Source organism: Pseudonocardia sp. ICBG601, assembly GCF_020496245.1.
The window spans coordinates 1,859,262-1,878,408 of the sequence record NZ_JAHLJA010000148.1 but is presented as its reverse complement, the minus strand read 5'-3'; the positions used below and the strand labels follow the sequence as shown (position 1 = coordinate 1,878,408).

The following is a 19,147-nucleotide window of genomic DNA, read 5'->3' as shown; positions in this document are numbered from 1 at the left end:
ACCCCGCCGAGGCCGCCCCCACACGCCGTTCCGCGCATCGGGACGGCCCGTACAAACCTCGAGCCGACTCCAGTATTGCGCCGTTCGTCGTGAGCCCGCCACCTGCGGGGACCGCCGTCCGTCGGCCGAGGCGCACCGTCCACCGGGTTGCGTCCCACACGCCCTCAAGATCACGGAACCGGTGAACGGTGTCTGTCGCGCGGCGACCGACGACCCCGGGGCTGGACCCCCGCGGCGGGGCCCTCTACGGTCATCCCCAGTCATCACGGCCCGATCACGAGCGGGCTGGAGCCGGACTCCCCGACCGGCTCACCCGGGACCCCCGACCCGGCCGCTCGTGCGCGGCGCCGTCCGTGATCTGAAAGGCGTTTCCTTGCCCGGACACCGCTCCCCCGGTGGCCACCACGGGTTCCCCCGACCCGTGGCGACCACACCCGCAGCGACGGCCGCTGCACCGTCCCTCCGTTCCCCGCGGAACGGCGGCCCCGCGCACGCCGCGCGTCGTGCGGGCACCCGCACGGCCGCCACCGGCGCCGCGTTCGGCGTGCTCGCCTCCGGTGCGTTCGCCGCGATCGTCCCGACCACTCTGGACGGGACCTCGACGCAGGCCGACGCCGAGGAGGGCGGCACCACCGCCGCCACGACGCTGGCCGCGTACTCCGCGAACATCCCCTCGGCCACGAAGGCCACGGACGGCTCGACCTCCGGCTTCTTCAGCCCGGTCTCCTTCGCCCAGCCGTCCGCCGCGTCGGGCGCGCTGCAGGCCGCCGCCCCCGCCCAGGACGCCGACCTCGCGTCCATGGGCAAGGCGCACGAGATCGCGACGAAGATCGCCGCCGAGCACGCCAAGGCCGCCGCGGCCGAGCAGGCGCGCCAGGCCGAGAAGGCCCGGATCGACGCGATCGTCGCCCAGGGCGGGCTGGACGGCTGGATCGCCGAGGCCCTGGACCACATGGGGCTGTCCCAGTCCTACGCGACCGGGCTCAAGCGGATCATCCTCAAGGAGTCCAACGGGAACCCGCACGCCATCAACAACTGGGACTCCAACGCCGCGGCCGGCAACCCGTCCGAGGGCCTCATGCAGGTCATCCCCTCGACGTTCGCGGCCTACGTGCACCCGGACTTCGCGGACCGGGCGATCACCGACCCGATCGCGAACATCACCGCGGGCGTCCGCTACATGATCGACCGCTACGGCATCGACACCCTCGACGCGGGTGGCCGGGTCGGCAGCCACGGCGGATACATCGGATACTGAGCGAGACCCTGACCCCACGAGCGGCGGTCACCGGGGGAACCCGGTGGCCGCCGTCGTCGTTGTAGGGGTCGAATCGTAAACTTCCCTTTACCTGATCGTGCCCGAACGAGGAGCTGCCACTCGTGACGTCCCCCGGTGGAGCACCCGCCACCCGCACCGGAACGACGGTCGGGGGCGCCACGCGTTCCCGGTTCCGCCCGGAGCTGCAGGGCCTGCGCGCCCTGGCGGTGCTGCTGGTGGTCGTCTACCACGTCTGGGTCGGCCGGGTCTCCGGCGGCGTCGACGTGTTCTTCCTGATCACCGGCTTCCTCATCACCGGTGGCCTGTACCGGGCGGCGGCGCGGGGCGGGGTCGACGTGCTCGCCACCTGGCGGCGCCAGTTCTCCCGGCTGCTGCCGGCGATCACGGTCGTCCTCACGGCCGGGGTGGTGGCCGGGTTCTGGCTGCTGCCGGAGAACCGGTGGATGCCGACCGTCCGGGAGACGGTCGCGTCGCTGCTGTTCCTGCAGAACTGGGAGCTGGCACACAACTCGGTCGACTACGCGGCCCGTGACAACGCGGCGAGCATCGTCCAGCACTTCTGGTCGCTGTCCATCCAGGGCCAGTTCTACCTGCTCGCGCCGCTGGTCGTGGCCGGTGTCGCGATCGCGACCCGGCGGGACGGGGCCGACCTGCACCGACGGCTCACCGGCACGCTGCTCGCCGTCGGCGGGGCCTCGTTCGCGTACTCGGTGTACCTGACGCTGGTGAACCAGCCGCTCGCCTACTTCCACTCCGCGACGCGGGTCTGGGAGTTCGCGCTCGGCGGGCTGCTGGCGCTGTGGATCTCCCGGATCGAGGACCGGCCGGAGCTGACCCCCGGCACCCGCGCGGTGCTCGGCTGGGGCGGCGTGGCCGCGCTGGTCTCCTGCGGGATCCTGCTCCAGGTCGACCGCGCTTTCCCCGGCTGGGCGGCGCTCTGGCCGACGCTGGCAGCGGCGATGGTGCTGGTCGCCGGGCGGTCCGGGCACCGGTTCGGCGTCGACCGCCTGCTGTCGGGACGGGTGCTGCGCACGATCGGCGACATCTCGTTCCCGCTGTACCTGTGGCACTGGCCGATCCTGACGCTCACGCTGGTGCGCACCGGGCAGGACCGGCTGGACCTCGAGCAGGGTGCCGCCGTGATCGCGGTGTCGTTCGTGCTGGCCTGGCTGACCCACCGGTTCGTCGAGCAGCGGGTCGCCGCACTCGACGTGCGCCGCGCGCTGCGCACCGGCGGGGTGCTCGCGCTGACCGTGCTCGTCGCGGCGGGCTCCTGGTACGGGCTGGCCGCCGCGCGGGCGTCGACGCCGGTGCTGGCGGGCTCGCCGTCGCACCCGGGCGCGGTGGCGCTGTCCCCGCAGTTCGACCTCGCCTCGCTCGACCCGGCCGACGCCGAGCTGACCCCGTCGCTGGTGCAAGCGCCCGACGACTGGAGCTACCACGGCACCAGCTGGGACTGCGGGCCCTCCGAGCACGGCGCGGAGCTCGAGGTCTGCACCGTACCCGCGCCGGACCCGGAGACCTCGGAGCGGACGGTCGCCGTGGTCGGCGACTCGCACGCCCAGCAGTACGCCGCCTCGCTCGCGGTGATCGCCGAGCAGCGCAACTGGTCGATGGTGGGCATGTTCCGCGGGGCCTGCCCGATGTCGGTGCGCTCGGAGACCGTCGCCGACGACCAGGGCTGCACCGACTGGAACGCCGCGGTGCACGACCAGCTGGTCGAGATGCACCCCGACGCGGTCCTGACCCTGGCCAGCCGCGACGTGCGGCCCGGGCTGCACGAGCAGACCCCCGAGGGGTTCGTGCAGGCCTGGCAGCGGCTCGACGCGGCCGGGATCCCGGTCGTCGCGGTCCGCGACAACCCGCGGTTCGACTTCAACGTGGTCGACTGCGTCGCCACGCAGGGCCGGGGCGCACCGGACTGCGAGGTCGACCGGCACACGCTGTACCAGCCGTACCCGCCGTGGTCGGCGGTCCCGGGCGTCCCGCCGAACGTGGTGTTCGCCGACGTGGCCGACGGCATCTGCGACCCGGCGGTCTGCCGCAGCGAGGTGGGCAACGTGCTCGTCTACATGGACGACAACCACCTGACCGCGACCTACGCCGAGACCCTCGCCCCGACGCTCGCGACGGCGTTCGACCACCTCGGCTGGTGAGCCTCAGGCCGGGCGGACGCTCCGCCCGGCCACGGAGACGACGTCGCCGCGCCGGATCTGGGCGCCCCGGCGGTGCTCCGGTGCCCCGTTGACCGTGACCTCGCCCGCCTCGAGGATCTCGCGGGCGTGCACGCCGTCCTCGGCGAGCCCGGCGAGCTTCAGGAACTGGCCGATCCGGATCGGCTCCTCACGGATGGGCACGTCCTGCGGGGGCTGTGGCGTCCTCATGTCCCCAGTGTCCCCGCCGTAGCATCACCCGGCGTGGGTGACCACTACTTCAGCGCCACGCCGTCCGTCGCGAGCCATCGCGGGTCGGTCCGCCTGCACACGTCCGACGTGGACCTGTCGCTGGTGACCGACACCGGGGTCTTCTCGCACAGCCGTCTCGACCGCGGGACGAAGGTGCTGCTCGACACCGCACCGATGCCGCCGGTCCGCGGCCCGCTGCTCGACGTCGGCTGCGGCTACGGCCCGATCGCGCTCACCCTGGCCAGCCGGCGCCGCCGGCTGCCGGTGTGGGCGGTGGACCTCAACGAGCGCGCGCTCGGCCTCACCCGGGAGAACGCCGACGCGGCCGGGCTGGGCAACGTGACCGCCTGCCGGCCCGAGGAGGTCCCCGACGACGTCACCTTCGCCGGGATCTACTCCAACCCGCCGATCCGCTCCGGCAAGGCCGCGCTGCACGAGCTGCTGCTGCGCTGGCTCCCGCGGCTCCTCCCGGACGGGCGGGCGTACCTGGTGGTGGCCAAGAACCTGGGCTCGGACTCGCTGCAACGGTGGCTGAGCGACGAGCAGGGCTTCCCGACGACCCGCCTGGCCTCCGAGCGCGGCTACCGGGTGCTGGAGATCGCACCGGCGCCCTGAGCGGGCGGGAGCAGCCCGTCGACGAGTGCGTCGACGACGGTGTCGGTCGGGGTGTCCGGGTCGATGGACAGGGTCAGCCGGTCCAGGAGCAGGCCGTCGACCGCGTAGTGGAACAGCGCGATCTCCGCGGGCCCGCCGGGCAGCCCCGCGGCCCGGTTGTAGGCGACGTCGGCGGCGAACCCGGTGCGCAGCCACTCCCCCATGACCTCGGCGACCTCCGGGCGCCGGGCGGCCTCCAGGCGGAGCTCGAACAGCGCCAGCGTCACGTCCCGCTCCGTCGCGAGGCGGCGCACGATGTCGCGGATGTGGTCGGCGAACATCGCGGGCCCCGCCTCCCCCGCACGCAGCCCGGCGACGGTGTCCGGGTCCGGCGCCAGGCGCTGCCCGATCCGGTCGGCCAGCGCACGGACGAGCTCGGCGCGGGTCCGGAAGTAGTTCGACGCCGTGCCGGTCGGGACGCCGGCCTCCCGGTCCAGCGCGCGGTGGGTCAGCCCCCGGGCGCCCTCGCGGGCCAGGACGGCCAGCCCCGCGTCGGCCAGCCGCTGCCTGCGGTCGTCGTTGCGTGCCATGCGGGCACCCTAGACGAACCACGACGCCTGTTGTACTTTCGGTGACTACGACACCCGTCGTGGTTCTCTCGACCCGGAGGTCCGCGCATGCGCGAGCTCGTCTACTACGTCGCGGTCTCGCTCGACGGCCGCATCGCGGCCCCCGACGACACCTTCGACGCCTTCCCGCAGACCGGCGACCACATCGACATGATCCTGCGGGAGTGGACCGACACGGTCCCCGCCGCCGGGCTGGAGATGCTCGGGCTGACCGCGGACAACAGCCGGTTCGACACCGTGCTGATGGGCTGGAACACCTACGCCGCGGGCCTGGCGGTCACCGCCGACCCGTACCCGCACCTGGAGCAGTACGTCTTCTCCCGCAGCCGTCCCGCCGACGCGGTACCCGCCGGGATCACCCTGACCGGGCGCGACCCGGTGGAGCTCGCCCGCGAGCTGAAGCAGCGCGACGGCGCCGGCATCTGGCTCTGCGGGGGCGGGCGCCTCGCCGCCGCACTGGCCGGTGAGATCGACCGGCTGGTGCTCAAGGTGAACCCAGTCGTGCTCGGGGCCGGCAAACCCCTGTTCGACGACGGCGGCGGGTACCACCCGCGGTCGTGGGAGCCGGTGCGGTCGACCCCGTACCGCTCCGGCGTGGTCGTCGCCGAGTACGCGCGGACCCCCTGACAGGACGAAGGCCCCCGGGGGTGTCCCCGGGGGCCTTCGTGAGTGGTAGCGGGGGCAGGATTCGAACCTGCGACCTCTGGGTTATGAGCCCAGCGAGCTACCGAGCTGCTCCACCCCGCGCCGAACGGAACCGCGTGCGATCCCGTCTGTGTTGTGTCACCACCGTACACCGGACGTTCACCGACCCTCCCAGGGGGGTCGCTCCCGGCGACCGGGCCGGAACCGGCGAAAGACGAAGGCCCCCAGGAGATCCTGGGGGCCTTCGTGGGTGGTAGCGGGGGCAGGATTCGAACCTGCGACCTCTGGGTTATGAGCCCAGCGAGCTACCGAGCTGCTCCACCCCGCGCCGAACGGAACCGCGTGCATTCCGTCTGTGTTGTAGGCACAACCTTACACACCGGGCCGGACCCCACCCGCAGGGGGGTCCGGCCCGACGATGATCAGCCGCCGGCGCCCTGGAACGCTGCGACCGCGCGGTCCAGCGCGGCCAGCGCCTCGCCCTGCTTGGCGAAGTCACCGGACTGCTGGGCCGCCTTGAGCTCGTTCAGCGCCGCACGGATCTGCTGCGCCGCGGTCGCCTGCGCCGCGTTGGGCGCCGCCGGGGTCTGGGCGCCCTGGCCGTTCGGCGTGGTCGGCGTCGTGGGCGTCGTCGGCTGGGCGGGCTGCCCGGTGGTCGGGGCGGCACCGCCCGCGGCGGCACCGGCTCCGGCGCCGAACACCTCGTCGAGGGCCCGGGACAGGCTCGCGTCGTAGCCGAGCCGGTCGCCGTAGAACACCAGGACGCGGGCCAGCTGCGGGTAGGTCGAGTTGTCCTGACCGCCCGCCCGCTCGATGTAGACCGGCTCGACGTAGAGCAGACCACCGGCCACCGGCAGCGTCAGCAGGTTGCCGTAGTCGATCGTGGTCTGGTTCTGCCGCAGCAGGTTCAGCTCGGAGGACACCTCGGGCGAGCCGAGGAACCGGGCCTGGACCTGCTGCGGGCCGAGCGTCTGGGTCTCGTTCGGCAGCTGCAGCACGGTCAGCTTCCCGTAGGTGTCCGGGTCCGAGCTGGCCGAGACGTACGAGGCGAGGAACTGCCGCCGCAGGCTCACCAGCGCGCTGGTGAGCTGGAACGACGCGCCCTCCTGCCCCGGCAGACCCGCGTAGATGTAGTACGGCGGCTGCGCGTCCTGGCTGCCGCCGTTGCCGCCCTGCACGGTCGGGTCGGACGGGACGTCCCAGAACGACACGGTGGAGAAGAACTCGTTCGGGTCGTCGACGTGGTAGCGGGTCAGCAGCTCACGCTGGACCTTGAACTGGTCCTCCGGGTAGCGCAGGTGGGCCTGCAGGTCCGGGGTGATCGCCGAGCGCGGCTCGACCGTGCCCGGGAACGCCTTCTCCCAGGTCTGGAGCACCGGGTCGGACTCGTCGAAGGCGAAGAGCTTCACGGTGCCGTCGTAGGCGTCGACCGTGGCCTTCACCGAGTTGCGCAGGTAGCTGATCGTGTCGTTCGGCAGCTGCTGACCGTTGGGCCCGAGCCGGGAGTCCGACGTGGCGTCACCCAGCTGCACGCGCTCGGCGTAGGGGAAGTTCTGCAGCGTGGTGTAGCCGTCGACGATCCACTGCACACGCCCGTCGACGACGGCCGGGTACGGGTCGTTGTCCAGCGTCAGCCACGGGGCCACCGCCTGCACGCGGTCCCGCGGGTTCCGGACGTACATGATCTTCGAGTCGGGGTTGATCGAGTTGTTGAACAGGATGTTCCGCTCGCCGTAGGCCAGCGCGAACACCGAGCGGTTGAACAGCCCGCCGATCGGGACGCCGCCGGCACCGGTATAGGTGTACTGCGCCTCGTCGGAGTCGTACTCCCGCGGCGCGGTACCCGGCTCGGCACCGACGATCGAGTACTGGTTGTCGAGCAGCTCGCCGTAGTAGATGCGGGGCTGCTGGACGGGCACGAAGCCCTGCTGCTGGGTGTCGGAGACCTGGAAGTTCGGCAGGCCGCCGGAGCCCCCCGCGTCCTCCAGCGCCTCGTTCACCTGGTTCGCCGGCGCGGCCACGATCCCGTTGCCGTGGGTGTAGACCAGGTGCCGGTTGATCCAGTCCTGCTGGTTGTTGACCAGGCCGTTGGCGTTCATCTCGCGCGCCGCGACGACGTAGTCGCGGGTCTGCCCGTCGACGGTGTAGCGGTCGATGTCCAGGTTGGGCGAGAACCCGTAGAAGTTCCGTCGCTGCTGGAGCTGGGTGAACGTGCGGTTGAGCTTGCCCGGGTCGAGCAGCCGGATGTTGGGGATGGTGTCGGTGTCGGCGCGGACCTGGGCCGGCGTCGCCTCGGACGTGCCCGCGTAGGGCTTGATGTCGACCTTGTCCGGCCCGATGCCGAAGGCGTCCCGGGTCGCCGCGATGTTGCGTTCGATCGACGGGGCCTCGTTGACGTTCGCGTTGGGCGCGACGACGAACTGCTGCAGCACCAGCGGGAACGCCGTGCCGACCAGGATCGAGGAGACCACCAGCATGACCACGGCGACGGCCGGGATCTGCAGGTTCTGGCGGAACGCGGCGACGAAGAACGCCAGCGCGCAGATCACCGCGATGACCAGCAGGATCAGCTTGGCCGGCAGGACCGCGTTGAGGTCGGTGTAGGTGGCGCCGTAGAACGTCTGCGCGTTGCGGTTGGACCACAGCAGGTCGTACCGGTCGAACCAGTAGGCGACGGCCTTGAGCAGCACGAACACCCCGGCGAGCACGGCGAGCTGGGCGCGCGCGGCGGTGGAGACGAAGCCGGAGCGGCCGGACAGCCGGATGCCGCCGAAGATGTAGTGGGTCACCAGCGCGAGCACGAAGCAGATCGCGACGGCGACGAACAGCCAGTTCAGGCTCATCCGCAGGAACGGCAGGGTGAAGGCGTAGAACCCGATGTCGTTGCCGAACTCGGGATCGGCGCGGCCGAACGGGGTGCCGTGCAGGAACATCTGCACGGTCTGCCACTGCGTCGGCGCCGCGAGCCCGGCGATCAGCCCGATCACGACCGGCACGCCGACGGCGAACAGGCGCAGCCGCTGGATGATCGTGGTCCGGTAGCGCGCGACCGGGTCCTCGGGGCCGGACACCGGCACGAAGACCGGGCGATACCGGTAGGCCAGCCACAGCGTCAGCGCGACCAGGCCGCCCACCACCAGGGCCACGACCCCGAAGAGCACGATCTGGGTGAACAGCCGGGTGAGCTGGACGCTCCGGAAACCGACCTCGCCGAACCACAGGTAGTCGACGTAGAAGTTCAACAGCCGTGAGCCACCGAGCAGAAGCACTACGAGGACGCCCGCGGCGACCAGCAGGATCCGGGTTCGGCGGGTCAGCGACGGCGCTCCCACAGGGGGCCGCATGGACGACACGGGCACACTCCACAGTTCGGGTACGACACGTGGAGAGCGCGGCCGGCTGGGGGGACGGCACGGTTCTCCGAGGGCAACTGTACGGAGGTTCGGTGAAGTCGCGGTCGGGTCCCGGCGTGTCGGGACGAAAACGACACATCGGGCGGCTCTCCACCGGCGCCCCGGCCCGCATCGTCGCAGGACGGACCGGGGTCGGGCGCGCCGTCGTCGTCGCACGATCGTAGGGTTCCGTCCCGTGGGCGTTCGATCTTCGACGTGGGTGACCGCGGTCCTCGTACTGCTGGCCCTCACGGCGGTCGGGACCGTGGTCCCCGCGCCGGTCGTCGCCCTCGGGCCGGGGCCGACCTTCGACACCCTCGGCGAGGTCGAGGGCACGCCCGTCGTCTCCGCGGAGGGCCTGCCGACCTACCCGACGACCGGGCACCTGAACATGACCACCGTCGGCGTCACCGACGGGATCTCGACGCTGCGGGCGCTGGGCATGTGGGCCTCGGGCACCTACCGGCTCGCGCCGCGCTGGTCGCTGTACCCGCCCGGCGAGTCCACCGAGCAGGTCACGCAGGCCAACCAGCAGGAGTTCGACGGCTCGATCGCGAACGCCGAGGCCGCGGCGCTGAACCACCTGCACCTGCCGACCCGGGTCACGGTCGGCGCGCTGACCGACGGCTCGCCGTCGGCGGGGGTGCTGGAGCCCGGCGACGAGATCCGCGCCGTCGGCGCCACCCCGGTGACCTCGGTCCAGGGCCTGCTCGACGCCATGGGGACCGCGCGCCCCGGGCAGCCGGTCACCCTCACCATCCGCCGCGGGGACGCCGCACCGCGCCAGGTCACCGTCACCCCGGCCGCCCACCCGGACGACCCGGCGCGGGCCTTCCTGGGCATCACCCCGGCCACCTCCCCCGCCGAGGGGCAGAAGCTGACCATCACCCTGGGCGACGTCGGCGGCCCCTCGGCCGGTCTGATGTTCAGCCTGGCGCTGGTCGACAAGCTGACCCCGGGTCCGCTGACCGGCGGCCGGTTCGTCGCCGGCACCGGCACCATCGACGCCGAGGGCCGGGTCGGGCCGATCAGCGGCATCCGGTTCAAGATGCTGAAGGCCCGCGAGGTCGGTGCGCAGACGTTCCTGGTGCCCGCCGCGAACTGCACCGAGGCCGCCGAGGACGCGCCCGACGGGCTCCAGCTCGTGCGGGTCGGGACCCTCGACGAGGCGGTCGGCGCGCTGACCACCCTCGACACCGGCGGTACGCCCGCCGGCTGCTCGTAGTTCCCCGGTCCGCTCGCAGCGAACACCGCCCCACCAGGCCCGATCCACCGGCTGTCGGGGCGGCGACCACCCCCCGGGCCCGCGTACGGTGGACGCCATGAGCGACGTCCCCTTCGGCTTCGGCCCCGCCGACCGTGACCGCGACCGCGAGCCCGGCGACCAGCCCGACTCGGGTTCCGGCGACGCCTCCGGCAAGGACGGGGGCACGTCGGGCAAGGACGGGAAGGGCGAGCCCGAGGGCCCGAAGGACCCGTTCGGCTTCGGGTCGCACCCCCAGTCCGACGACCCGTCGGGCGCCTCCGGCGGCGCGGGCCAGAACCCGTTCGCGGCGTTCGGCATGGGCGGGATCCCCGGCATGCCGGGCATGCCCGGCGGGGGCCAGTTCGACATGAGCCAGCTCGGGCAGATGCTGTCCCAGCTCGGCCAGATGCTCTCCAGCAGCGGCTCCTCCGACGGCGGCCCCGTCGACTACGACCTCGCCGCCCGGATCGCCACCCAGCAGCTCGCGCAGTCGACGTCGTCGCTCACCGACGCCCAGCGCACCGGGGTCGCCGAGGCCGTGAAGCTCGCGGAGCTGTGGCTCGACCCGGCGACGTCGTTCCCCTCCTCCGGCGGCGAGGTGAAGGCCTGGACGCCGTCGGACTGGGTGCGGGCCGGCATGCCGACCTGGAAGCGGCTCTGCGACCCGGTGGCGACGCGGCTGTCCTCGGCCTGGGTCGAGGGCCTGCCCGAGGAGGTCCGCGGCGCGGCGGGCCCGATGCTGGGGATGCTCGGCAAGATGGGCGGGATGGCGTTCGGCAGCCAGCTCGGCCAGGGCCTGGCCCAGCTCGGCAAGGAGGTGCTGACCTCCACCGAGCTCGGCATCCCGGTCGGCCCGGAGCGCACCTCCGCACTGCTGCCCGAGGCCGTCGCCCGGTTCACGGAGGGCCTGGACCGCCCGGCCGGTGAGGTCACGCTGTTCCTCGCCGCGCGCGAGGCCGCCCACCAGCGGCTGTTCACCCACGTGCACTGGCTGCGCGAGCGGCTGCTCGGCGCCGTCGAGGAGTACGCCCGCGGCATCACCGTGGACACCTCGCGGATCGAGGAGCTCGCCCGCGGGATCGACCCGTCGAACCCGGAGTCGATCCAGGAGGCCATGCAGTCCGGCATGTTCGAGCCGGAGGACACCCCGCAGCAGAAAGCGGCGCTGGCCCGGCTGGAGACCCTGCTCGCCCTGATCGAGGGCTGGGTGGACACCGTCGTCGCCGAGGCGCTGACCGAGCGGCTGCCCGGGGCCGAGGCGATGCGCGAGACGATGCGCCGCCGCCGTGCCTCGGGCGGGCCCGCGGAGCAGGCGTTCGCGACGATCGTCGGGCTGGAGCTGCGGCCGCGGAAGCTGCGGGCCGCGGCGGACCTGTGGAAGCTGCTGGGCGCCGAGCGCGGCGTCGAGGGCCGCGACGCGGTCTGGGCGCACCCGGACCTGATCCCCTCGGCCGACGACCTGGACGACCCGGCCGCCTTCGTGCGCGGCGGAGCGACCGGCGGGGCCGTCCCGGACGACCCGATCGCCGAGCTGGAGCGCCAGATGGCGGCCGACGCCGAGAAGCGGAAGGCCGAGTCGTCCGGGACCCCGGAGGAGCCCGGGGCCTCGGAGAAGCCCTCCGCGGAGGACACCGACGGCGAGGACGGGACGGACCGGAAGGACTCCTGAGCCCGGCTCAGGTCCCGGTCGCGCGGACCGGCTCCATCCCGGGGCCGGTCCCGCCGAACCCGCCGACCTCACCGTCGGCGTCGGCGACCCCGTCGGTCTCGTCGGCGGTGGCCGGGTCGCCGTCGACACCGGTGATGCCGAGCTCCGCGGCGGCGTTGAGGCCCTCCAGGTAGCCGATGGCCCGCTCGGTGCGCGGGTAGCGGCGCACCCAGGACCAGAAGACGTCGTCGTGCGCGGCGGACAGCAGGTGGGCCAGCTCGTGCACCAGCACGTAGTCGACGACCCAGCCCGGCGCGTCCCGCAGGCGCTCGCTGATCCGGATCGTGGCGTCGTCGGGGGTGCAGGACGCCCAGCGCGTGCGCATCGTCGGCACCCACCGGATCGACGACGGCCGCGCCCGCCCCTCGAGCCAGCGCTTCGACAGCTCCTGGCCGCGGCGCATCAGGGCCTCGTCGTTGTTGCGGCCCGGTGAGCGGCGGCGGGCCTCGCTCGCCTCGACCCGCTTCACCATCTCCGCGACCCAGTCGCGTTCCTGTTCGGCGGACATCCAGCCCGGGATGAACACGACGAGCCGTTCCCCCTCCCGCCGGGCACTGACCATGCGCTTCCGGCGGGCGCTGCGTCGGACCTCTACCGGGGGACTCGCCATGGCCCCAGGGTAGGCCGCCCCGGTTCGCGGATGCGAACGGCGCGGACGCGTTCCGGCCCCGTCGCCGCACGGACCGGGCACCGTGGCGCCGGTGACCGGACTGCCCGCACGGCTCGCGCTCGCCGCCCACCTCGCCGTCCTCCCGGCTGGGCCCCGCGCCCGCCGGATCGGGTCCGGCCCACCACGGGCCCGACTGCTGGAGGAGCTGTCCCCCGCCGCCGTCGCCGCACTGGACCGGCTCGCCGACGGTCCGTGCCCGACCGGTGCGCTCACCCGGGGCGACGACGAGGTCGCGGTGCTGCTCGCCGTCCTGTGGCGGGCCGGGCTGCTCGCCGACCCGGACGTCGAGGACCGGGTCCGGCGGCGCCGGGAGGGCACGCTCGTCGAGGTCCGCGGCGACGGCGCGCTCGCCGTGGCGGTCGTCGCCGGGCTGGCCCGGGCCGGGATCGGACAGCTGTATCCGCAGGTCGGCGGGGTGACGGGCGCCGACGACGTGCTGGCCGGGCTGCCGGTGGGGCCGGGCCGGGACCGCGGGGACGAGCTGCGCGCGTTCCTGCGCGACGCCGGTGCCGACACCGATCCGCCCCGGCGGGTGCCCGCGGATCTGGTGGTGCTCACCGGCGACGGGCCGGTGCCGCCGGAGGCTCCGTCGGAGCACCTGTTCGTGGCCCTGCGCGACGGCCGCGGCGTGGTGGGGCCGCTCGTCCTGCCGGGCCGGGGGCCGTGTCCCGGCTGTGCGGGGGCGCCCGGGGCGGCCGGCGGGCCGTCGTCGGCGGCACCGCACGTGCTGGTCGCGACGGCGGCGGTGGCGGTCGGCCAGGTGCTCGCCGCCGTCGACGGGCCGGTACGCGGCGGCCGGCCGCCCGCGTCGTGGGGAGCGGTGCTGGAGGTCGACGCGGACGCGGCGACGGTCGTCACCCGTCCGGGGTTCCGACGACCCGGTTGTTCCTGCGGCACAGCGGCTGCGGCGGTACCGGACAGCGCACCGGGGCCCACCGCGGCGTGCGGGACTCCCCCGGCCGGGTGGACAATCACCGTGTGAGCGACATTCCCCGAAGAACCGCCTCGCGCACCGCCAAGCTCGCCGGCCTCCCGCTCGGCGTCGCCGGACGTGCCGCAGCAGGGTTCGGGCGCCGTCTCACGGGTGGTGACCGCGACGAGATCGCGGCCCAGCTCGCGGCCAAGAGCGCCGAGCAGCTGTTCGAGGTGCTCGGTGAGCTCAAGGGCGGCGCGATGAAGTTCGGGCAGGCGCTGAGCGTGTTCGAGGCGGCCGTGCCCGACGAGTACGCCGAGCCCTACCGCGAGGCGCTCACCAAGCTGCAGTCCGCGGCGCCACCGATGCCCATGGCCGACGTCGACTACATGCTCACCCAGCAGTTCGGGCGGTCCTGGCGGTCCCGGTTCGCCGACTTCGACGAGACACCCGCCGCCTCGGCCAGCATCGGCCAGGTGCACCGCGCGGTCTGGAAGCGCGACGGCCGCGAGGTCGCGGTCAAGGTGCAGTACCCCGGCGCCGAGGAGGCGCTGCGTTCTGACCTGCGTCAGCTCGGGCGGATGAGCCGCATCCTGCAGCCGCTGGTCCCCGGCATGGAGATCAAGCCGCTGGTCGCGGAGCTCAAGGACCGCATGGAGGAGGAGCTCGACTACCGCGACGAGGCCGCGTACCAGCGCGAGTTCGCCGCGTTCTACGAGGACGACCCGGACGTGAAGATCCCCCGCGTGGTCGGGTCCGCGCCCAAGGCCGTCATCACCGAGTGGGTGCAGGGCCGCCCGCTGGCCTCGATCATCCGCGACGGCACCCGCGAGGAGCGCGACCACGCGGGCAACCAGCTGGCCCGTTTCCACTACTCGGCGCCGGACCGCGCGCACCTGCTGCACGCCGACCCGCACCCCGGCAACTTCGGGATCCTCGACGACGGCCGTCTGCTCGTCCTCGACTTCGGTGCCGTCGCCCGGATGCCCGACGGCATGCCCCCCGAGCTGGTCACGATGACCAAGTACGCGCTCGAGGGGCGCAGCGGCGACCTGATGGCCCTGATGCGCTCGGCCGGGTTCGTCCGCGACGGCGCCCGGATCGAGTCCGAGCAGATCCTCGGCTACCTCGCACCCTTCACCGAGCCGCTGGGGTCCGAGGAGTTCCACTTCAGCCGCCGGTGGATCCAGAAGCAGGCCGAGCGGGTCGGTGACCTCCGCAGTCCGGAGGCGGCGATCGGCCGGTCGCTGAACCTGCCTCCGCGGTTCCTGCTGGTGCACCGGGTGACGATGGGGACCGTCGGCATCCTGTGCCAGCTCGACTCCCACGTGCGGCTGCGGGAGATCGTCGCCGAGTGGCAGCCGGAGATGTTCGAGCCGGACGCCCCGACCGGCTGACCCCTCCCCTTCGGTACTCCGGTCCTGCGGGACGGGGGTGTCCTGTCGTCGCTTTGCTCTGCTCACCGATACGCAGCAGCGCAGGTCGGCGCCGCGTGCGGGGCGTTCGGGGGCGTCGTGGGGTCAGGGGCGGACGCGGAGCCCGTCGAGCACCCGGTCGAGCGCGGCCCGCGCCGCGGCCCGGTCGCACCATGCCACCTCCCCGATTGACGTACCGATGGTACGTAGATAGCTTTCACATACCGATGGTATGCAAATAGGAGGGTGCCGTGCTCCACAGCTGCTACCCGGTCCTCGCGACGGCCGACGTCCCGGCCGCCCGCGCGTTCTGGACCGGGCCGATGGGATTCGAGATCGTCTTCGACAGCGACTGGTACGTCAGCCTCCGTCGCGGGCGCTTCGAGCTCGCCGTCCTCGACCGGGACCATCCGACGATCCCGGCGGCGTACCGCGGCCGGTCCGCCGACGGGATGCTAGTGAACCTCGAGGTCGACGACGTCGACGCCGAGTGGGACCGTCTCGTCGTCCGCGGTGGGCTAGAGGCGCTGCTCCCGGTACGCGACGAGGACTTCGGGCAGCGGCACTTCGTCGTCGCCGGGCCGGACGGGGTGCTGGTCGACGTGATCACCGAGATCGCCCCGTCGGCGGAGTTCGCCGACGCCTTCACCGGGTCGTCGGCGCCCTGACCTGGGGTGCTGCGTATCGGTGAGCAGAGCAAAGCGACGAGCAGCCACCCTCTCCCACCGACGGACCGGCAGGTCCCGGACACGACGGTGCCCCGCCCGGACGCGGGGTCCGGACGGGGCACCGATCGCATCGGTCGGCGGCGGGATCAGCCGGCGCGCAGCCGCGCCCGCTCGGCGCGGGAGGCGGCCCAGGCCGCGATCCGGGACCAGCCGCGGCCCGCGGTGAGCCGGCGTGCGAGCCGGTGCTCGGCCGCCGCCCGTTGTGCCTCCTGCTGATGGGATCTCGCCAGCGCTTCCTGGATGAGCGTCATCACGTTCTCCTGGTTCACGAGGTGGGACGAACGGTCGGTGCGGGAAATCGGTCGCACGGCCGGTGCCGGCTTCAGGTCGTTCATGTCTCGGTCTCCTCGGGTCTGGTGGGTCGGCGGCGCCGCGGTGCGCGTCGCGCCGGTACGGCTGTGGTCAGCGGCTCGCGGCCAGGGCCAGGGCCCGGTCGCGCTCCAGGTCGGCCTTGCGGGGACGCCCCCTCGGGCGCTTGCGCGGGATCACCCGACCGTGGTCGAAGATCTCGCCTCCCCACACGCCCCACGGCTCGGCGCGCTCCAGCGCGCCGTCCAGGCAGGCCTGCCGGAGCGGGCAGCCGCCGCAGCGGGACTTCGCCTCCTCCAGCTCGGCCGGGGACTCGGCGAACCACAGGTCGGCGTCGCCGTTGCGGCAGGGCAGGGCCGAGCCCACGCTCGGCACGGACCGCAGCCGCACCTCGTCGGGTCCGGCGCCGCCGCCGGACTGGTCGGTGATCATTCCGCCGTCACACGGAACGGATCGCACGTACACGATCGACCTCCTCGATCGAACTTCTCTGCATCTGGTCAGACCGGTCTGGTCGGGATCTGTCATCTCTCGGGACGGAATCGGGGACAAAAAAATCGAGGCCGCGGAACCCGTGTGCGTGGGTTCCGCGGCCCCGATGGGACTCGCTGGGTGCTGAGGGTCAGGTACCCCCTCGGCGCCCGGGAACGAACGCAGCTGTGCACTTGTCATCGAAGATCGGGCCGGCGACCGCGACCGGCATGCCGCCCAGCGGGTACACCTCACCCGTGGCGCGGAGCGTCGACGGCGCGAGCAGCGCCACCCCCTGCCGGCGACGACGGACGCCGGACTCCGCGGTGACCGCGATGCCCGCGTGAGCGACGTCGTGCGCGACGACGGTCTGCTCCGGGACGCACACCGGGGCCGGGACGGACAGGGTGGTGCCGATCAGGTCGCTCGTGTCGATCGTGCCCATCTCGTCACCTCCTCCGGTTCCGTCCGCGGTCTCCCGCGCGACGCGTCTGTGTCGGGAGCATGGCGCTCCACCTGGTGCCGACGACAGTAGAAGTGCCGCGCACGGCACTGCAACCGATTATTCGAAGTCTCGCCGGAAGTTCACGCCGATCCCTACCGAAGAGGGGGTCGTGAACCCTCCGCCGCGTGCTCGGCGAGCACCCGCAGCACGTCGTCGCCGTAGCGGTCCAGCTTGGCCGCGCCGATCCCCGGGATGCCCACCAGGGCCGACGGTCCGGCGGGCCGCTGTTCCGCGATCGCGGTGAGCGTGGCGTCGGTCAGCACGACGAAGCCGGGCACGTCCTGCGCCTTCGCCGCCGCCGACCGCCACTGCTTGAGGCGGTCCAGCAGCTCCAGGTCCACATCCGACGGGCAGTCGTCGCAGCGCAGGAGCTTCGTGGCGGTGGTCCCGAACAGCGGGGTCCCGCAGACCCGGCACTTGGGCCGGGCTCCCCCGGGCCGTCGCTCGCCGGCCACCCGGGACGCCGGGTGCGAGTCCGGGATCAGTCCGTACAGGAACCGCGAGCGGCGTCGCTTCGGCCCGCGCCCGGAGGCCCGGGACAGCGACCACGACATCGACAGCACCCGCCGGGCGCGGGTGACCCCGACGTAGAACAGCCGGCGTTCCTCCTCGACGGCCGCCTCGTCGTCGCCGGCGTGGCCGATGGGGAGGGTGCCGTCGGCGAGTCCGACGAGGAACACCGCGTCCCACTCCAGGCCCTTCGCGGCGTGCAGCGACGCCAGCGTGACGCCGTTGACGACGGGTGCCTGCGCGTGGTCGGCGCGGGTCTCCAGCTCGGCGCACAACCGGCGCAGGTCGGCCTGCGGCTCGACCGCGGCCAGCTCCTCGGCGACGCCGACCAGCGCCAGCAGCGACTCCCACTGCGCGCGCAGCGTCGCGCCCTTCGGCGGCTCGTCGGTCAGCCCGGCGCGGGCGGTGAGCACCGCGCGGGTGACGTCGACGAGGTCGGTGCCCGGCCGCTGGTCCGGTGCCGCGGTGCGCAGCGCGAGCATCGCCCGGCGGATCTCGGGCCGGTTGAAGAACCGCTCGCCGCCGCGGATCTGGTAGGGCACGCCGGCGTCGGACAGGGCCTGCTCGAACGCCTCGGACTGGGCGTTGATCCGGAACAGCACCGCGATCTCCGACGGCTCGGTGCCGTCGTTGATCAGTGTCAGGATCCGGCCCGCGACGGCGGCGGCCTCCCCGGCCTCGTCGTCGTGCTCGGAGAAGTCCGGGTCGGGGCCGGGCGGGAGCTGCCCGATGAGCTGCAGCCGGGACCCGGCGGGCCGGTTGCGGGCGGCGCCGATCAGCTGGTTGGCGCAGCCGACGATCTGCGGGGTGGAGCGGTAGTCGCGCTGCAGGCGCACGACCGCGGCGTCGGGGAAGCGGCGTGGGAACTCCAGCAGGTACCGGGGGGAGGCGCCGGCGAAGGTGTAGATCGTCTGGTTGGCGTCGCCGACGACGGTGAGGTCGTCGCGGTCGCCGAGCCAGGCGTCGAGCAGGCGCTGCTGCAGCGGGGTGACGTCCTGGTACTCGTCGACGACGAAGCACCGGTAGCGGGACCGGAACTCCTCGGCGACGCCGCCGTGCTCCTCCAGCGCGATCGCGGTGTGCAGGAGCAGGTCGTCGAAGTCGAGCTGCTCGCTCGCGTTCTTCAGCTCCTCGTACGCGGCGTAGACGGCGGCCACCTGCTCGGCCGGGCCGGGGGTGTCGCGACGACGGCGGGCGACCTCGGCCGCGTAGTCCGACGGGGCGACCAGGGTCGACTTCGCCCACTCGATCTCGGAGGCGAGGTCGCGCAGCGCGTCGGAGTCGGTGCCGGCCCGGGCGCGGGCGGCGGCCTGGCCGACGAGCCGCAGCTTGCCGTCGAGCAGCGGCCACGGGCTGCCGCCGACCATCTGCGGCCAGAAGTAGCGCAGCTGACGCAGCGCCGCGGCGTGGAAGGTGCGGGCCTGCACCCCGGAGGCGTCGAGCGCGCGCAGCCGGGTGCGCAGCTCCCCTGCGGCGCGGGCGGTGAAGGTGACGGCGAGGACCTGGGTGGCGGCGACGTGGCCCGAGGTCACCAGGTGGGCGATCCGCCGGGTGATCGTGCGGGTCTTGCCGGTGCCCGCCCCCGCGAGGACGCAGACCGGGCCGCGGGGCGCGTGCACCGCGGCCCGCTGCTCGGGGTCCAGACCGTCCGCGCCGATCGGGGCCGCCGGATCCGGCACGGCGCGGGTCGCACGGGCGGGGCGGGCGGTGGATCGGGACGGCACCCAC

Annotated in this window: 17 protein-coding genes and 2 tRNA genes; 9 read left to right on the top strand and 10 right to left on the bottom strand. The window is 73.4% G+C overall.

What is annotated here, in order from left to right; all coding sequences use genetic code 11:
- Positions 1–421: 421 nt before the first annotated feature.
- Positions 422–1,258 (top strand): transglycosylase SLT domain-containing protein, encoded by an 837-nt coding sequence (locus KPL57_RS70640; RefSeq protein ID WP_226355399.1) that lies wholly within the window; start codon positions 422–424, stop codon positions 1,256–1,258.
- A 122-nt stretch (positions 1,259–1,380) separates the two neighbouring features.
- Positions 1,381–3,435 carry an acyltransferase family protein gene (locus KPL57_RS38340; protein WP_226355398.1) on the top strand — a complete coding sequence of 685 codons (2,055 nt, stop codon included), beginning with the start codon at positions 1,381–1,383 and terminating at the stop codon, positions 3,433–3,435.
- A 3-nt stretch (positions 3,436–3,438) separates the two neighbouring features.
- Here KPL57_RS38340 and KPL57_RS38335 read toward each other — a convergent pair whose 3' ends face one another.
- The gene (locus KPL57_RS38335) at positions 3,439–3,663 is read right to left on the bottom strand and encodes an RNA-binding S4 domain-containing protein (RefSeq protein ID WP_178374284.1); all 225 of its coding nucleotides are present in this window, start codon (positions 3,661–3,663) and stop codon (positions 3,439–3,441) included.
- A 33-nt stretch (positions 3,664–3,696) separates the two neighbouring features.
- Between KPL57_RS38335 and KPL57_RS38330 the strand changes: the two genes are divergently transcribed.
- Positions 3,697–4,299, top strand: a complete 603-nt coding sequence (locus KPL57_RS38330; protein ID WP_226355397.1) for a class I SAM-dependent methyltransferase — start codon at positions 3,697–3,699, stop codon at positions 4,297–4,299.
- Here KPL57_RS38330 and KPL57_RS38325 read toward each other — a convergent pair.
- Complete coding sequence (locus tag KPL57_RS38325) at positions 4,266–4,868, bottom strand: TetR/AcrR family transcriptional regulator (protein ID WP_226355396.1); 603 nt, start codon at positions 4,866–4,868, stop codon at positions 4,266–4,268. The genes KPL57_RS38330 and KPL57_RS38325 overlap by 34 nt on opposite strands.
- Before the next feature lie 87 nt (positions 4,869–4,955).
- On the opposite strand from KPL57_RS38325, the gene KPL57_RS38320 reads away from it, so the two are divergent.
- Positions 4,956–5,534 carry a dihydrofolate reductase family protein gene (locus tag KPL57_RS38320; protein ID WP_226355395.1) on the top strand — a complete coding sequence of 193 codons (579 nt, stop codon included), beginning with the start codon at positions 4,956–4,958 and terminating at the stop codon, positions 5,532–5,534.
- A gap of 43 nt (positions 5,535–5,577) precedes the next feature.
- On the opposite strand, the gene KPL57_RS38315 is transcribed toward KPL57_RS38320, so the two are convergent.
- From KPL57_RS38315 to KPL57_RS38305, 3 genes are all read right to left on the bottom strand, one after another.
- Positions 5,578–5,654, bottom strand: a tRNA-Met gene (locus KPL57_RS38315).
- A gap of 149 nt (positions 5,655–5,803) precedes the next feature.
- Positions 5,804–5,880 (bottom strand) — tRNA-Met (locus KPL57_RS38310).
- A gap of 94 nt (positions 5,881–5,974) precedes the next feature.
- Positions 5,975–8,896 (bottom strand): UPF0182 family protein, encoded by a 2,922-nt coding sequence (locus tag KPL57_RS38305; protein WP_226355394.1) that lies wholly within the window; start codon positions 8,894–8,896, stop codon positions 5,975–5,977.
- A gap of 268 nt (positions 8,897–9,164) precedes the next feature.
- On the opposite strand from KPL57_RS38305, the gene KPL57_RS38300 reads away from it, so the two are divergent.
- Positions 9,165–10,169: a PDZ domain-containing protein gene (locus tag KPL57_RS38300; protein WP_226355393.1), complete on the top strand. Its 1,005-nt coding sequence runs from the start codon at positions 9,165–9,167 to the stop codon at positions 10,167–10,169.
- A gap of 97 nt (positions 10,170–10,266) precedes the next feature.
- Positions 10,267–11,859 carry a zinc-dependent metalloprotease gene (locus KPL57_RS38295; RefSeq protein ID WP_226355392.1) on the top strand — a complete coding sequence of 531 codons (1,593 nt, stop codon included), beginning with the start codon at positions 10,267–10,269 and terminating at the stop codon, positions 11,857–11,859.
- Between the two features lie 7 nt (positions 11,860–11,866).
- Here the strand turns inward: KPL57_RS38295 and KPL57_RS38290 are convergent, their stop codons facing one another.
- Positions 11,867–12,508, bottom strand: coding sequence for a M48 family metallopeptidase (locus KPL57_RS38290; protein ID WP_226355391.1), 642 nt, complete (start codon positions 12,506–12,508; stop codon positions 11,867–11,869).
- Positions 12,509–12,599: 91 nt separating this feature from the next.
- Here KPL57_RS38290 and KPL57_RS38285 point away from each other — a divergent pair, with 91 nt between their 5' ends.
- The 3 genes from KPL57_RS38285 to KPL57_RS38275 all read left to right on the top strand — a co-directional run bounded on the left by KPL57_RS38285 (position 12,600) and on the right by KPL57_RS38275 (position 15,564).
- Positions 12,600–13,550 carry a hypothetical protein gene (locus tag KPL57_RS38285; protein ID WP_226355390.1) on the top strand — a complete coding sequence of 317 codons (951 nt, stop codon included), beginning with the start codon at positions 12,600–12,602 and terminating at the stop codon, positions 13,548–13,550.
- A complete protein-coding gene (locus tag KPL57_RS38280) occupies positions 13,547–14,878 on the top strand; it encodes an AarF/ABC1/UbiB kinase family protein (protein WP_226355389.1) in 1,332 nt (443 codons plus the stop codon). Before KPL57_RS38285 ends, KPL57_RS38280 begins: the two co-directional genes overlap by 4 nt.
- A 269-nt stretch (positions 14,879–15,147) precedes the next feature.
- Positions 15,148–15,564, top strand: a complete 417-nt coding sequence (locus KPL57_RS38275) for a VOC family protein (RefSeq protein WP_226355388.1) — start codon at positions 15,148–15,150, stop codon at positions 15,562–15,564.
- A gap of 146 nt (positions 15,565–15,710) precedes the next feature.
- On the opposite strand, the gene KPL57_RS38270 is transcribed toward KPL57_RS38275, so the two are convergent.
- From KPL57_RS38270 to KPL57_RS38255, 4 genes are all read right to left on the bottom strand, one after another.
- A complete protein-coding gene (locus KPL57_RS38270; RefSeq protein ID WP_226355387.1) occupies positions 15,711–15,959 on the bottom strand; it encodes a hypothetical protein in 249 nt (82 codons plus the stop codon).
- 67 nt (positions 15,960–16,026) lie between these two features.
- Positions 16,027–16,365: a WhiB family transcriptional regulator gene (locus KPL57_RS38265; RefSeq protein WP_226355386.1), complete on the bottom strand. Its 339-nt coding sequence runs from the start codon at positions 16,363–16,365 to the stop codon at positions 16,027–16,029.
- A gap of 190 nt (positions 16,366–16,555) precedes the next feature.
- Positions 16,556–16,849 carry a hypothetical protein gene (locus tag KPL57_RS38260; RefSeq protein ID WP_226355385.1) on the bottom strand — a complete coding sequence of 98 codons (294 nt, stop codon included), beginning with the start codon at positions 16,847–16,849 and terminating at the stop codon, positions 16,556–16,558.
- Between the two features lie 152 nt (positions 16,850–17,001).
- A complete protein-coding gene (locus tag KPL57_RS38255) occupies positions 17,002–19,098 on the bottom strand; it encodes an ATP-dependent DNA helicase UvrD2 (protein WP_308253105.1) in 2,097 nt (698 codons plus the stop codon).
- Positions 19,099–19,147: the final 49 nt, after the last annotated feature.

What these genes read in the sequence shown, in the direction of transcription:
- KPL57_RS38335 (WP_178374284.1), bottom strand. Translation starts at nt 3,663, where the DNA reads ATGAGGACGCCACAGCCCCCGCAGGACGTGCCCATCCGTGAGGAGCCG.
- KPL57_RS38325 (WP_226355396.1), bottom strand. Translation starts at nt 4,868, where the DNA reads ATGGCACGCAACGACGACCGCAGGCAGCGGCTGGCCGACGCGGGGCTG.
- KPL57_RS38320 (WP_226355395.1), top strand. Translation starts at nt 4,956, where the DNA reads ATGCGCGAGCTCGTCTACTACGTCGCGGTCTCGCTCGACGGCCGCATC.
- KPL57_RS38305 (WP_226355394.1), bottom strand. Translation starts at nt 8,896, where the DNA reads ATGCGGCCCCCTGTGGGAGCGCCGTCGCTGACCCGCCGAACCCGGATC.
- KPL57_RS38295 (WP_226355392.1), top strand. Translation starts at nt 10,267, where the DNA reads ATGAGCGACGTCCCCTTCGGCTTCGGCCCCGCCGACCGTGACCGCGAC.
- KPL57_RS38290 (WP_226355391.1), bottom strand. Translation starts at nt 12,508, where the DNA reads ATGGCGAGTCCCCCGGTAGAGGTCCGACGCAGCGCCCGCCGGAAGCGC.
- KPL57_RS38270 (WP_226355387.1), bottom strand. Translation starts at nt 15,959, where the DNA reads ATGAACGACCTGAAGCCGGCACCGGCCGTGCGACCGATTTCCCGCACC.
- KPL57_RS38265 (WP_226355386.1), bottom strand. Translation starts at nt 16,365, where the DNA reads ATGATCACCGACCAGTCCGGCGGCGGCGCCGGACCCGACGAGGTGCGG.
- KPL57_RS38260 (WP_226355385.1), bottom strand. Translation starts at nt 16,849, where the DNA reads ATGGGCACGATCGACACGAGCGACCTGATCGGCACCACCCTGTCCGTC.